Annotated in this window: 14 protein-coding genes; 2 read left to right on the plus strand and 12 right to left on the minus strand. The window is 30.1% G+C overall.

The annotated features are described in order from the left end of the window. Window positions 1-21: 21 nt before the first annotated feature. On the minus strand, window positions 22-630 hold the full coding sequence (lexA, locus tag ACWJKS_RS08640) for a transcriptional repressor LexA (RefSeq protein ID WP_216304024.1): 609 nt from the start codon (window positions 628-630) through the stop codon (window positions 22-24). 353 nt (window positions 631-983) lie between these two features. Next, a complete protein-coding gene (locus tag ACWJKS_RS08645) occupies window positions 984-2,408 on the minus strand; it encodes a transposase (protein ID WP_462960957.1) in 1,425 nt (474 codons plus the stop codon). Window positions 2,409-2,749: 341 nt separating this feature from the next. On the opposite strand from ACWJKS_RS08645, the gene ACWJKS_RS08650 reads away from it, so the two are divergent. Continuing rightward, window positions 2,750-3,208, plus strand: coding sequence for a hypothetical protein (locus tag ACWJKS_RS08650; RefSeq protein ID WP_462960958.1), 459 nt, complete (start codon window positions 2,750-2,752; stop codon window positions 3,206-3,208). Window positions 3,209-3,451: 243 nt separating this feature from the next. Here the strand turns inward: ACWJKS_RS08650 and ACWJKS_RS08655 are convergent, their stop codons facing one another. Both ACWJKS_RS08655 and purB read right to left on the minus strand, forming a co-directional pair. After that, a complete protein-coding gene (locus tag ACWJKS_RS08655) occupies window positions 3,452-4,450 on the minus strand; it encodes a tyrosine recombinase XerC (RefSeq protein WP_216304026.1) in 999 nt (332 codons plus the stop codon). Window positions 4,451-4,832: 382 nt separating this feature from the next. After that, window positions 4,833-6,263 carry an adenylosuccinate lyase gene (gene purB / locus ACWJKS_RS08660; protein ID WP_462960959.1) on the minus strand — a complete coding sequence of 477 codons (1,431 nt, stop codon included), beginning with the start codon at window positions 6,261-6,263 and terminating at the stop codon, window positions 4,833-4,835. A gap of 247 nt (window positions 6,264-6,510) precedes the next feature. On the opposite strand from purB, the gene ACWJKS_RS08665 reads away from it, so the two are divergent. Further along, the gene (locus ACWJKS_RS08665; RefSeq protein WP_462960960.1) at window positions 6,511-6,717 is read left to right on the plus strand and encodes a DUF378 domain-containing protein; all 207 of its coding nucleotides are present in this window, start codon (window positions 6,511-6,513) and stop codon (window positions 6,715-6,717) included. A gap of 188 nt (window positions 6,718-6,905) precedes the next feature. On the opposite strand, the gene ACWJKS_RS08670 is transcribed toward ACWJKS_RS08665, so the two are convergent. The 8 genes from ACWJKS_RS08670 to ACWJKS_RS08705 form a co-directional block, all read right to left on the minus strand. Continuing rightward, window positions 6,906-8,366, minus strand: coding sequence for an IS1182 family transposase (locus ACWJKS_RS08670; protein WP_462959746.1), 1,461 nt, complete (start codon window positions 8,364-8,366; stop codon window positions 6,906-6,908). Between the two features lie 307 nt (window positions 8,367-8,673). After that, on the minus strand, window positions 8,674-9,765 hold the full coding sequence (locus tag ACWJKS_RS08675) for a hypothetical protein (RefSeq protein WP_462960961.1): 1,092 nt from the start codon (window positions 9,763-9,765) through the stop codon (window positions 8,674-8,676). 808 nt (window positions 9,766-10,573) lie between these two features. Then, window positions 10,574-11,086, minus strand: a complete 513-nt coding sequence (locus ACWJKS_RS08680; protein WP_165412980.1) for a GNAT family N-acetyltransferase — start codon at window positions 11,084-11,086, stop codon at window positions 10,574-10,576. A 123-nt stretch (window positions 11,087-11,209) separates the two neighbouring features. After that, window positions 11,210-12,154: a DMT family transporter gene (locus ACWJKS_RS08685; RefSeq protein WP_462960962.1), complete on the minus strand. Its 945-nt coding sequence runs from the start codon at window positions 12,152-12,154 to the stop codon at window positions 11,210-11,212. 338 nt (window positions 12,155-12,492) lie between these two features. Next, complete coding sequence (locus ACWJKS_RS08690; protein ID WP_216304057.1) at window positions 12,493-12,894, minus strand: GerW family sporulation protein; 402 nt, start codon at window positions 12,892-12,894, stop codon at window positions 12,493-12,495. Window positions 12,895-12,981: 87 nt separating this feature from the next. Further along, complete coding sequence (locus ACWJKS_RS08695; RefSeq protein WP_462960963.1) at window positions 12,982-13,650, minus strand: DUF2953 domain-containing protein; 669 nt, start codon at window positions 13,648-13,650, stop codon at window positions 12,982-12,984. 27 nt (window positions 13,651-13,677) lie between these two features. After that, window positions 13,678-14,142, minus strand: a complete 465-nt coding sequence (locus tag ACWJKS_RS08700) for a zf-HC2 domain-containing protein (RefSeq protein WP_462960964.1) — start codon at window positions 14,140-14,142, stop codon at window positions 13,678-13,680. 2 nt (window positions 14,143-14,144) lie between these two features. Further along, window positions 14,145-14,708: an RNA polymerase sigma factor gene (locus ACWJKS_RS08705; RefSeq protein WP_462960965.1), complete on the minus strand. Its 564-nt coding sequence runs from the start codon at window positions 14,706-14,708 to the stop codon at window positions 14,145-14,147. Between the last annotated feature and the right edge of the window lie 288 nt (window positions 14,709-14,996).

Raw genomic sequence — 14,996 nt, forward strand, 5'->3', positions numbered from 1 at the left:
AAAATCTTTAAAGGTGGATATTTAATACTTTCTGTAAATACCAACAAGTACACCTAAAATTACACAGTCATCAACTATGATAGGGGACATAGTTGAATTTTCAGGCTGAAGCCTTATATGATCTTTTTCCTTGAAAAATCTTTTAATAGTTGCTTCATTATCAATAAGAGCTACAACTATATCGCCATTTTTAGCGGTATTGATTTTCTCAATTATAGCAAGGTCTTTATCCAATATTCCTGCTTCAATCATGCTGCTACCAGAAACTTTAAGCATAAATAGTTCATTATTGGTTTTAGTGAAATTTAAAGGAAGTGTAAATGTATCTTCAACATTTTCAACTGCGAGTATTGGTTTGCCAGCAGTGATTTTCCCTATAATAGGTATATCTATAAGCTCTTTTCTTATGACAGAATCCTTTATTAATTCAATTGCACGAGGCTTGGTAGGGTCTCTACGGATAAATCCTTTTTTTTCTAGTCTTGCTAAATGCCCATGAACAGTCGAAGTAGATCTTAATCCTACGCCATCACATATTTCTCTGACTGAAGGTGGATATCCTTTTAGTTGTACCTGTTTCTTTATAAAGTTATATATTTCACTTTGCTTATCTTTTTTTTCAGTTAACATGTAAACGCCTCCCATTCATAGTATAATTATACCATATAAATGTAATAACATCAAACTTACGTTCTGTTTTATAGTTATTAATAAAAATAAAAAATTATATATTATTATGTATGAATACATAAGTCATGAGTGTACTCGAAAAACAATAATTAACAATTCCCATATTTGAGGAATAAAAGTATTTATTTGGATGAAATGCTATACTTGAATTAATAGTAGGCATGACAAAAAGGCTTTTTTATACACTATTTTAAAAAAGCCGTAGGCTGGTTATTGAGTTAAAACTGATTATAAATTAGGCAGCTATTTTCTTGAAAACCGGGAAGATATCAGCAATTGTTACCTCTTTTTCATTAGCCCAAGCATCTATAAAACAGCAAAATGCACCAAGAAATACTCTTGTTATTCTGCGACCAACACCTTTCAGTAGTTGAACGTCGTTTATAAAGAGATTTCCATTGCTTTGAACCTCTTAGTATAGGAGTAAAATATCTTGGATTATCTAATGTTTTAGTGTAATAAATTTTCTTGCTTTTAATAGGACATTTTTCACAGTGGTCACATTGAACTGGGAATAACCATTTATGCCTAAATTCCTTACGGACGATTCCCCAATTACGAAGCTGATGTCCACAAATTTTCCCATGAGGAATGCCCTTATCGTCAAGTTCAACAAAATCACTGCCTGATGAAGGTTTTAAAGAACGTGAATTTAAATCAATAATAGGATTTATTCCATAATGCATGCATAAAAGATAAAATGCATTAGCATCATAGGCAGAATCTAAGGCTACGGAATAGAATTTAATTTCAGGGTATAAATCTACAATCTCTTTAAGTGCATAAACACCGGTAACAGAATCATGCCGTGCTGCACTAACAAATTTAATATGGATAGGTAGGCTGTAAAAACTATCACAGGCAGTGAACCCGTGATAAGTTTGACCATAGTAATAGTGTTCATTAAAGCTATCCCAACCCCAGCTAGCACTGGGATCGGTAAACTTTCGATAACAAGCACAATGCTCTCCTGGTTTAAGTTTGCAATCACAAACTTTTTTACCATAAGGCGAAGCCTGTGTAGGCATACAAGTTCCATCACCAGCAATATTTAGTTTAGAAGGGTCACCCAAAATGCCCATTGATAAGGAAGGAATAACAAATAATTCCTTAAGTATGTTGTTCATTTTGGATTCTATTCTGTCAGAAAGCTTAGAATTATCATATTTTAAGATTCTTTTAACTAAACGTTCGACTACACCAGATTTGGAGTTATTCATCTTTTGGTTTTTCTTTTGTTTTTTACTTGGTTTACGTTTCAATTTACGCAGTTTGGATTTATATAGGATTTTATCCTTATGAATCAGCCTATCCATAAAATCATAAAAAGTACCTATGCCAGGTATTTGATCAGCAACTATGCCTTCGGCTTTAAAAGGCGAGTAGCAAGCAGGGATAAAGCCTGACAGAATTGCATAAAACGGTTCTGAACGTAATGTCTTTATCCAAGATGATATGCTGGTTTCTTTACAATAAGCCATAATAATAAGTGATCTGAGTAAAGCTACCGCATCTTTGGGCGGAGCCCCTTGATTGGAGTTAGAATAAGCACTTTGTATTAGAGGGACAATTCCGGTTAGGTCGGCAGACCAGATTTTTGTTATTATTGAACTACGCTCAAACAAAGTAATTTCTTGATTATTTTGAATAAAGAATTTTTCTAGAAATGTTTCAACGAAATTTTGATATTGAGTATGTGAGGCCTTAACAGTTAACATAAAAATCACTCCTTATAAATGAAAAATGGTAATAATATACATAATTCATTTTGCGAAATTTTTACTGCTGTCAAGTCTTATTTAAAACTATTTAATTAAAATAAATCGATAATACTAAGGATAGCTTAGACTATCTATGCTATCCGAAAGATATAAAACTCGAAGAAATTCTGGGGTGAAGTTGATATATGAATAAAAATGAACCTAGAATTAGCAATGGCTTGAGAGTTTCCGAGAGTACTAAGTCATTATTAAGGGGTGTTAGTGTTTGATTATTGAAAATATATTTGCTATAATAGTCTATTATGAAAGTATTTGAAATAAATAGATTGGAGTGTTGTATGTCTAAAAATTGTATATTTAATAATAAGAAAATTTGTAATAGTTGTGGAGAATGTGAAGTCTGTGAATTAAATTCAAATAAGAAATGTAATAATTGCGGTAAATGCTTAGAAATGGAAGGTTATGATGTAAAAGCTATAAAAATTGATGAAGTTTTTGAGGATAATGAGATTGAAGGGGTAGAAGAGGTAGACGAAAATATTTGTGACAGGTCTGAAATTAATTTAGCGGAAGAAGTAGATAATGATGAACTACCAAAACTTGAAGATTATGACTCAGTGGTAGCCAGCGATGAATTTTTAAAACTACATCAAGATGAGTTCATACCTGAAAACAATGAGGTTTGGGAATTTATAGATGACATAGACGGGGCAAAAGAGCTACTTGAAAATGAAGATGATAACTCAGGATTACTTCAAGAAGAATTTCCTGGACTTATAAGACTAAAAAAAATATAAGTATTAAAAGTAAATAGGGAAATAGTTAAAATCTATTGCATATTTTTTATGTGCAAAAAAAGTATATATTACGTATAATGCATTTGAACAAGCTTTAGAACTTCTTATTTTATTTTTAATTAATATGCGTTAAGAAAAATATATGTTTGAGCGACATTGAGTTTATATTTTTTAGCAGATTAATTAAAAAAAATTAGTAGTTCTTAGCGAAGTGAATGTATTAATAGTAATATATACTTTTTTTTATTCATCAGAAAGTGGGTTTGACTTAACCGCATTTCTTAATTTATCATTATCTACATGAGTATATATTTGGGTGGTAGATATATTTTCATGGCCTAATATTTCTTGTAGACTTCTAATGTCTACATTTCCATATTTATACATAAGGGTAGCAGATGTATGCCTTAATTTATGAGGAGTATACTTATCTTTATTAAGTCCAGCATTACCTATATATTTTTTTACAATTCTCTCCACAGTGCGTTTATTAATTCTTCCATATTTACCACTTATAAAAAGGGCATCCTTATCTTCAGAATGAATTTTATCTATGTTCGTATTTCTAATAGGCAAATATTTATAAATTGATTTCAATGAAGCTTTATTCAAATAAATGGTTCGTTCTTTATTTCCTTTCCCAATAATAGATAATGTATCATCTTTAAAATCGGATATATTTATACTACAAAGTTCTGACAGCCTGATACCACAATTTAAGAATAATGTAATAATACTATGGTCGCGAATAGAATGCTTATCTCTAGAGCTTGTAGCGTCGAGTAGTGCCTTACTTTCACTTAATGTTAAAAAAACAGGACTTCTTTTACCAAGTTTTGGTGACTCTAAATCTATTGTCGGGTCTATAGTTAGCACTTTAGCCTTAGTGGTTAAATACTTGAATAGAGACTTTATAGATGCAATTTTTCTTGCTTTAGCGTAGTTACCATTAGCCCTATATTTCCCAAGATAGGAGATATAGGCATATAAATCCTGCAATGTAAGGGTTCTTAATGTATCTAAAGTTAGGTCACTAATTATAATGGTCTCAAGAGGTAGAGCATTTTCTGAAGAGACTAGACCTTTGTATATTTTTAAGAACTTTAATAGCAATGATAAATCAGCAGTATAAGCAACAACAGTAGAACTAGAACATCCTTTAATAGTAGATAAATAATTCAGATAATCATTTAGAAACGGTGGGAGTTCATTGTTATAAATAGTATTTATATTCGATTTCATAAGTACCTCCAAAAATCATAATAATGTCGTGAAACTTACATTTCACGACATTATTATACTACAAGAGGGGGAGCAAAATCCTGATTTTTCTAAAATAATAAAAATAAACAAATGTTTTTATTATTTTTATTATTTCCACATGCAATTTGAATTTTATTCTTCGAAAGTTATAGTGAAATCATGGCCTGTGGAGCTACAATATTACCGACTTCAAAAGGAGATTTATACTACCACTGAAATTTTCTATTTGTTAGGTTATGTAACTCTTACTTATAGAATTGGGAGACTTTCCTTCTAAAATGTCGTTAAACTAAAAAAGCTATCAGTTTTGTTTGCATCACTGATAGCTTTTTATAGTATAATTTCTATCCAATACTAAGGATTATACGTTTATAGAAGTTTCTACTCCTAATGCATCTTTATTGGCCTCGATTATTGGTTTTACATATTCATCTATAAATTCTATTACTTGACTTGGAGCTCTACCTACAAATTTAATCGGGTCAATTACAGCAAATATCTCTTCTTTTGACATTTTAAAACTATCATCATTTATTATTCTTTCTATAAGATCATTATTTAAGCCTTCTTCTTTAACGCGTTTTGCTGCAGCCATAGAATGAACTCTAATGTTCTCATGAAGTTCTTGTCTGTCCCCGCCCCTTTTAACAGCTTCCATAAGGATATTTTCTGTAGCCATAAATGGAAGCTCGTGGTTTACATGAGCAGTAATTACTTTTTCATATACTACCATATTTCCAGCTATATTCATATACAAATTTAATACTCCATCAAGTGCTAAGAAAGCTTCAGCTACGGATATTCTCTTATTAGCTGAATCATCTAATGTTCTTTCAAACCATTGTGTTGCAGCTGTTATAGCAGGATTTAATGAATTCACTATAATATATCTTGATAAAGAGCTAATTCGCTCAGAACGCATAGGGTTTCTTTTGTATGCCATTGCAGAGGATCCAATTTGATTTTTTTCAAAAGGCTCTTCCACTTCTTTCATGCTTTGAAGTATCCTTAAATCATTACTGAATTTATATGCACTTTGAGCTATTTCTGATAAAGTATTTAATACTATAGAGTCTACTTTTCTAGAATAAGTTTGACCAGTAACGGGATATGTATCTTCAAAGCCCATTTTATTCGCTACATATTTATCTAAGTCTTTTACTTTTTTCTCATCATTTTCGAATAGATTCATAAAGCTCGCTTGGGTTCCAGTTGTTCCTTTAACCCCTAGTAACTTTATTCTATCTATTACAAAGTCTAAATTTTCTAGATCCATTATTAATTCTTGAATCCATAGGGTTGCCCTTTTACCTACAGTAGTTAATTGAGCTGGCTGTAAATGGGTAAAACCTAGTGTAGGAACATCTTTATACTTTAATGCAAATTCCGAAGATTTACTAATTACATTAATTAATTTTTTCTTAATTAATAATAAAGCCTTTTTCATGACTATTAAGTCTGTATTATCGCCTACATAGCAGCTAGTAGCCCCTAAATGAATAATACCCTTCGCATTAGGACATTGAACCCCATATGCATATACATGGCTCATTACGTCATGTCGTATTTCTTTTTCTTTATTTTCAGCCACTTCGTAATTCACATTATCTACATAGGATTTAAGCTCTTCAATTTGAGATTCTGTAATATTGATTCCTAATATCCTTTCACCTTCAGCTAGTGCAACCCAAAGCTTTCTCCATGTTCTAAACTTCATATCATCTGAAAATAAATAACTCATCTCTTTTGATGCATATCTACTATTTAATGGTGTATTATAAGAATTTCTCATATTCTGCCTCCATACGTACAATTTTAAATATAAAACAAGTTTCATTCATATTATAACATACAATAGTGCTAAAAGTAATGAAAATGTTCGTATACTTAATTTGTACTTTCCAAATTATTTTTTAGTATATAAATTTATATACCATAACATTATATACGCTTTAAAGAAATTATTAAACAGTTCTAAAATATTATATTTATAATATAATTTATACAAATAGAATAATTATATTAGTCTGGGGGTAATTATGTATAAGCTTAGTATTATCGACAAACTTTCATTCGTGTTTGTATTGATTGGTTCTTTAAATTGGGGACTTTTAGGATTGTTAAATGTTAACTTAGTTAGTCTTATCTTTGGATTTGTTCCCTTCCTTGCTAGAGCAATATACATTTTAGTAGGATTATCTGCTGTGAATATTATTGTTTTCATAGCGAGAAATAAAAAAAATTAGATCCTCTTTTCTATTAATATTATCTTAAATAGTGTAATATTAATAGAAAAATACTCCGTAAATTATTGAGGCCGCTGAAAAAAGCACTCTTTATTTAGTAGAGTTTTCAAGCTTGAATAGAAAAAGCATGAGATGTCCATATTTTGGATATATCATGCTTTTTATTTTATAATTAAGTTTTAAAAGCCCTATTTCCTGCTTTTCAACTTAATTATTCTCTTTAGATTCACAGTGAAGATTGATAATGCACCTTGCATTTGCATGCTAATTAAGCCTGACGATATTGCTACATCATAGCTATGTTGGTGCTTAAGTTCACTGTTTTTAGCCTCTATCATATAACGTTCCCTAGCTCGTTTTTTAAAATATTCACTTTTTTCGAACTCTATTTGATCTTTGTGAGTATTTGACTTTATTGAAACTGAATAAGTTTTAGATTTAGCGCCTTCTTTATAACACCCATCTTTATGAACACAATTTTTACACTTTTCTACATTAAAATAGTAGGTTAGCACTTGATTTTTACCAACATTCTTCTTTCCCTGTTTTGCTTTTTTAATAGCCATATGACCTGCCGGACATACAAATAAACCAGCATCTTTATTAAACTCAAATTCATCTTCTTTTTTTCGCATTCCTTGTGAAATTACAGGATTTAGTCTTGAAATTAATGCAATTTTATTTTCTTTTGTATATTCTAGGTTTTTCTTTTCAGAATAAGCTGTATCTCCAATTACTTCATTTACATCTATACCAGCCTCACGGCTTTTTTCTATTAAGGTTATGAGCTCCTTTCCATCACTTTTTTCGCCAGTTGTAATAACAGCTGCTGTAATTAAACGTTCTTCACTCATAGCAAGGTGTGATTTATATCCAAAAAAAGAACTATCCTCAGTTTTATGCCCCACTTTTGCATCCTCATCTTTTGATATTTTTAGATTTTCTAAGTCATCATTAATAGCTTCCATTAAGTAGTTTAATTTAGTTTTCACAGCTGGATTTGCTGCAGTTTCTGGCTTCTCGTTTATGGTATCAATTAATAATTTGCAGTACTCAAGAATATCTTCAAGTACTCCAGTTGTAACTTTATTAGGTAACTCTTCTTTAATACCAGGATGTACTCCGTACAATGTTTTTCTTAAGTTTTTTGCACGTTTCAATAATTCCTCGCTTGCTGACTTTTGGTTATAACGTGACTTGGTATGCGTAGCATCAACTATTATTGCTTTACTTTTTAAAACTCCCTCTTTTATAGCAAGTTCTACAGTCTTGTTTATTAATAAATCCAATAAATTCATGTCTTTAAGGCGAAGCTTTCTAAATTTAGTTAGTGTACTTGAGTTTATTAAATTTGTTTCTTCTGGGGCTAAATTTAGAAAATATTTAAAGGACATGTCATAAAGAGTTCTTTCAACAACATCTTCATCAGACAATTCATATATTACTTTCAAAAGTAAATATTTAAATAGCATTATGGGGTTAATAGCACCTCTACCCATAGATGAACTATAGTTAATCATCAATTCGTCATAAACAAATGAAAAGTCAACAAGGTCATTAATTTGCTTTAAAATGTTATCTTTCGGAATAATTAACGAATATAAGCTATGGTATGTATTTATTTTTATTTCCAATTGTCCTTTTAGCATAATAGTTTAGCCCCTTTTATTTTATTCTACTATACTAATTCGACATATCTTTTAAAATTCCTTTTTGTTTTTTAGTCTTTTATATAAAAAAATCGCCATCTTTAATTAGATGACGATTTTTCATATAGTTTTTCAGTGGCCTCAAATTATTATGGAGTATTTTTGATTATATTAAATCATCTATTGGGTTTCTAGGCCCTCTTAATTGGGCTCAGTTCACAATTGCTAAGTTATACTGGCCTACGTTCCAATACTTTTATTTTAATTTCTGATATATCGATTTTTTCCATTATCACATCCTAGCTAACTAGTTACTTGGAGTTACAGTTGATTGTTTTTCGTCTGGAGCTACAGTTGGTTCTTTTTCATCTGGAGTTACAGTTGGTTCTTTTTCGTCTGGAGTTACAGTTGGTTCTTTTTCGTCTGGAGTTACAGTTGGTTCTTTTTCATCTGGAGTTACAGTTGGTTCTTTTTTATCTGGAGTTCCAGTTGACTCTTTTTCATCTGGAGTTACAGGTGATTCTTTTTCATCTGGAGTTCCAGGTGATTCTTTTTTATCTGGAGTTACAGGTGATTCTTTTTCATCTGGAGTTCCAGTTGATCCTTTTTTATCTGGAGTTCCAGTTGATTTTTTTTCATCTGTGGATAGTTTGGGAACGGGAGTTTTTACATTAGGAGATGTCCCTTTAAAATAAAATCTTCCTAAACCCCCAACAATTATAACTAAAATAATTGTTGCGATAATTATCATTGCCTTTTTATTCTTACTAGTTTTCTTATTTCTAGAGAGCGCTTCCCTATTTTCTTTATTTATTGTTTGTTCAGCGCCTGTTACCTTATTCATAACCGCTGTAAAATCTTCTTTTTCATTAGGAACTATTGCTTCGTTCTTTCTCACTGCCTTAAGGATTACCTGTTTTACATTTTTAGGTATATTAAACAAAAATGATAGTATTCCCTTTTGTTCTACAGAGTCTATCTCCTTAAAATTTTCAGGTGATCTGATTACAATAATAGGCTTATTATTGTAATTAGATTGTTTTTCTACATATACTGTAACTGAAAACTCATCACCCTTACTTATAAAAGGGATATAAACCTCTAAAATGTTATCCTTTATTGAAGAATCAAATTTTAAACCTTTTGTTATTGTGGCACCCGCACTCTTTAAGCTAGTTTGTGATCCCTGTATATTTATAGTTAACTCATGAATTGTTTTATTTGATGGGTTCTTAACAGTAATAATGTATGTGCAATGTTCTTTGCCATCCGTTTTTATAGGTTTACCATTTCGTACATTACATAATATTCTAGGTCCTAAATTTCTATAATAATCTAATAGTAATCCAGATATAAATGATATTATTATAGTTATAATTGCAGTTTTAATAATATTCATAAAATTAATTTTCGCTCCCTTATTTTTTACTGTTTTTCCAGCTACATAATTATATAATTCACTTTCAGTAAATTATAAAGTAGATGGATACTTGTGACAAACTTAAAAATTGAATTGAGAAGATTTATACAAGAGCCCAAGTAATAGTAGCTACGCATCTTAATGTAGACATGGTCTTGCCAACGCCTCCCTTTTGATTGCTCACTACACTGAAATTTTCTCTTTGTAGTCCCCCTAGAAATATAATGAAGTATCGTTAAAATACTTGTTTCATTATATTCCATATATCGAATGATAGCAAATCAAATTCCCCAAATGTGGTATCATTAATAAAAATTTAACATCATAAAATACTTCATTATGATGTTGACGCTACCCCGTATAGTAACATTAATTGCTTTTTTACTTGCTGATTTAAATAACATACAAGTATGTCTCAACAAAGGATATTTTAAGTTGTAGTTGGAAAATAATTTTGTTAATAATTATTTTTGATACCTTATTTATTTGTTTGATTAAATTTGTTCCATTGTTAGTATTCTCTTGTTCCCATTTTCAGTTTCTTCAATAAAGAGAATATTATATTTTGCGAGATATATGTGATTAAACTAATCAAGTTTTACTTGAAATTTTTTTATTAACAAAAAAAAGCATCTATAAATTAATATAGATGCTTTGTCTAAATGAATTTTTGATTAGTTAGGCACTAGAATTACTACTCCAATTATTACAATAAATTGCTCTCATATCATTGCAGCCATTCTATTTCCTACTCTCTATGTATTTTATAATTATTATAACTTACACACTAACCATCTATTGGGTTTTCAGGGCCTTTAAGCTCTAATTGATAAAAAACAAGATTGAGCCACTTCCCAAATTTAAATCCAGCTTTATTTATCTTACCTGAATACTCGAACCCTAATTTTTCGTGCATTTTGATACTTTTTTCATTTGAGTCATCAATTGCCGCCACCATGGTTGCAAATCCCCTTTCATTGGAAAATCTTATTAGTTCTTTAGCTAGTAGTGTTCCTATGCCTTTGTTTCTACAGTTACCATTAACATAAATAGAGTGTTCAATAGTATATTTATATGCAGGCCATGCTCTGAATGGCCCAAATGTAGCAAATCCGATAACCTTATTATTTTCTTCAACTACTAATATTGGATACCCCTCTTGCTTCTTTTTTTCATACCATTGTTTTCTGTCATCAATTGTGTGAACTTTATAATCATAGACAGCTGTTGTATTTAATATTGCATCATTACAAATTTCTAAAATATCAATCAAATCATTTTCTACTGCTTCTCTTATCATTTTTATACCCCTCTCACAATAAAAAGTTGCCACTAAAAATCTCTTAACGATCATTCTATACAACATTATACAATATTTTTGTTTTTTAAAACATAACCTTTTATAATTGGTTTTTTCTTTTTCTTATAAGGGTTTTTTATTAGTGTTAGACCCTAAAGTTAAAATTGCTACTGTAGATATAATACACATTCCTCCGATTACTTCAAACAATCCAAAAGGAACATGCAACCAAAATATAGAAGCAAGTGTAGCGGATAAAGGTTCTGCACTTGCCAATAAGCTAGCTTCAGTAGGTTCAATATATTGTAAACTAGCTATGTACAAATAAAAGGCAATTAGTGTACCGAATAAAACCACAAATCCGACAAATAAACTAGAAAGCAAAGACCAATTTTGACCTTGTATATTCCATGGCGGGTTTATGAAACTCAGCCCAACTCCGCCTATAAGCATACCCCAACCTACAACAATCACAGCCCCCCACTCCTTAAGCAAGCTATGTGGATATAATGTATAAAAGGCAAGGGCAATTGCTGACCCACCCCCCCAAGCAATGGCAGGTAACGAAATAGTAAGTCTATCAACCGTGCCGTTAGTCACAAGAAGAAATGTTCCCAAAATAGCTAAACCAACTGAAATAAATTCTTTTGGGCTTGGGACTTTTTTTAATCGTATTGCCAAATATGCTACTATAAATATCGGAGCTAAATATTGCAACAAAGTGGCTGTCGCAGCGTTACCTGATTTGATGGACATAAAATAAGTATATTGTACTCCGAGCATCCCAATTATCCCGAATATAATCAAATGTAATCGTTTAGAAGTGTCTTTCCATACAGACCAAACCTTATGTTGTCCATTAGTTTTAATACTTGCGAATAAGAGCAATAGTACACCTGATGTTATCATTCTTACTGTTACTAGCCAGCCAGGTTGAAATCCTTCGTTTTGAAAAAGTTTCTGTGCAACAGTACCAGAAATCCCCCACAAAATCGCACCGACTATAGCCATTGCATATCCTTTGTAGCGTAAATTCAGCATAATTCTAAACTCCTTTTTTCTATTCATTATGTTAACTACCAATAACTTTGTTTACTGATTACAAAACAACAGCATAGGTGTCATTATTTTCAATAAACATTTTTATGTACTGCCAACCAGCATTAGGACCAATTAGCTCACACCTAAAATAATACCTAAATATATTTTGTTGAATTTTCTCATAAACGGCTAGATCCATCCCCATTAAATTACCATTGCGTAATTATTCAATTATACATAATATTAATATAAGTTTCAAATATTTAGTAAAATTATGTATAAATTGATTTCATATTTTTTATCAATACAAAAAAGCATCTATAAATATATTATAGATGCTTTTTTTTAATGTATTTAATACTTAATTATTCTTTTTCCGTTTTAGTATCCTCTTCAGACCCTTCTTTTTTGTTCTTACAACATCCCATTTTTGAGCTTACTTTAGATACTATTTCTGGTACCATTTCAATAAGACTTTCAAGATTGCATTTACCCTTTATAGGAAGCATTGTTACTTCTCCATTTTTTATAACTAAAATAGCAGTCGGGGTTATTCTAGCTCCTGCTCCAAGTCCGCCTCCAGAACCCTCACCGTCCTTAGTAGAGTTGCCTGTGCCACCGCCAGTTCCACATCCGAATGAAACTGTAATAAGTGGTATGAGTGTTGTTTCCCCTATAATTATTGCCTCCCCCACTACTGTTTCTGTTTTTAAAAATTTTTCAAGGTTTGAGAATAATGCTTCGGTATTTTCTGTAATATTTATCATAACTTAATCCCCCTAATATTTTAAATTTAAGTATTTATTGATTGCGCAATCATTATTAACTTTATACTTAACAATACACATGAATTATTAATAAGTTTCAGATTTTTTAAAGTTTTTAAATATTTTCCCTCTATTATTTTTCTTAAGAACGAATTTAAGTGTTTTTATTGTAGCAGCCAATAAAGAAATTCTGCCATGAATTTCACAAAAAATATCAATTATTTCATCATCAAACACTGGTTGCAAATTAATATCGCTTGTAGGAATAAGACTTGATACTAAAGGGACAATTCCACAAGCTATACCCGTTAATGAAGGATCTTCAAATCCATAAACGCCATTGATTTTGATTCTTTTTGGTTTAGTAATATTTATTATATCTTTATTGTAATTAATTAAATCATTTATGAATGCCCCTTGGATATAATCCTTTATATTAAAATTAACATTTTTCTTCTTTTTCTTTTTTAGTTTTACCTTTTCATTTTCTTTTTTTCTATTAGACATTTTAACTTTTTTTCTAATAATGCATAATCCCATCACCTTTATTAAAAATAATGTTTCTTTATCCTCATATGCCACCATCATCTTTAAAAATTTTTTAAAAAATGATAGATTTACATCTGCCCTAATTTTTTCATCAATTTTTGTATTGAATTCATATTCAAATGGTATTATTATAAACAATAAAATCAAACCCAATATAGTGATTAATAAATAAAGTAGTGTTTTTATTATTGAAAATAAAACAAACAAGCTTGCACCTCCTTTTCCTTTAGCAGTCTAACCTACTTTTAATTTAAATTTTTTTAATATACTCATTTCATTTATCTTGTTTTTAATCATATGTTTTACAGGCGTTTTAATATAATTAAAAGTAGCATCAATTCTATTACTTATGAAATTATTATATGGATTATGTTTATATGCTCCGCTTGATTCTGTTATAACGTTATGTATGCTTCTATATCTCTCAATAATGGTGTGAATTTTAGGCCTTATGCTGGTATCTTCCATTTCAGATATACAGTTTTCTGCAACAAGTTGTGAAATTATGCTTAGTCTATCAGGAAATTCAATATGACTTAGCTCATCTTTAATATTTTCATTAATAATAGTTATTAGCTTTAGGTCTTTTTGACAGTCAGTGCAGTATTTTATGTGCTCTTCAATGAATATTTTCTCCAATGGTTCAATTGTCTTATCATCAAAAGCATATAACAGTTCCTTATCAAATTTACAGCACATAATTACGCCTCCATCTCACTTTCTAGTTGTTTCTTTAATATAGCTTTAGCCCTATACAAGTCCGTTTTAATTGTTCCAAGTGGTTTATTTAACAATTCTGAAATTTCCAAGTAACTCAGATCATCAAAATATCTTAATGCAATTACCATTCTATAATTATCAGATAAGTTCTTAAGTCCAGCCTCAATAATCTTTTTAAAATCCTTTTTCTCAACTTCCTCTTCTAAATTGTAGTCAGAAACAATAGTATCTTCTAAACAAAGTTTATTAGCATATTCATAATTTAATGAAATGACGTTGGTTTTAATATTTCTTTTAAAGTTAATACAAGTATTTACTGAAATCCTTCGTAACCAAGGGCGAAAAGGCATTGTCTCATCAAAACTTGATATATTTTTAAAAATCTTTATATAAATTTCTTGTACAATATCAAGAGAATCCTGTTCATTTTGAGTGTAACTATAGCAAATGCTATACAAATACCGCTCGTAAATCTTAAAAAGTTCCATAAAGGAGGATTTGTCATAGTTTTTGCATCTCGATATTAATTTTTTTTCAATCTCCACAACATCCCCTCCTGCTTCTACCTTAAATCATCTCCTGCGGAGCTGCAACATCTCCGCAGGAGATGCATTAACGACTTCAGAAGGAGATTTATACTCCCACTTAAATGTCCTTAAAAATTAAAATAATTCTCTCTATTATATACACATAATTAATGAATAAAGTTTCAAATTTATATTATTTTTATTTATATCAAAAATTAAAAGGTGTTCATAATAAATTTGTATCAATTTATTATGAACACCTTTTTTATGTCACTTAATTATTAAGGTATAATACCAAATCCAATA

The organism is Clostridium sp. CM038, assembly GCF_055081105.1.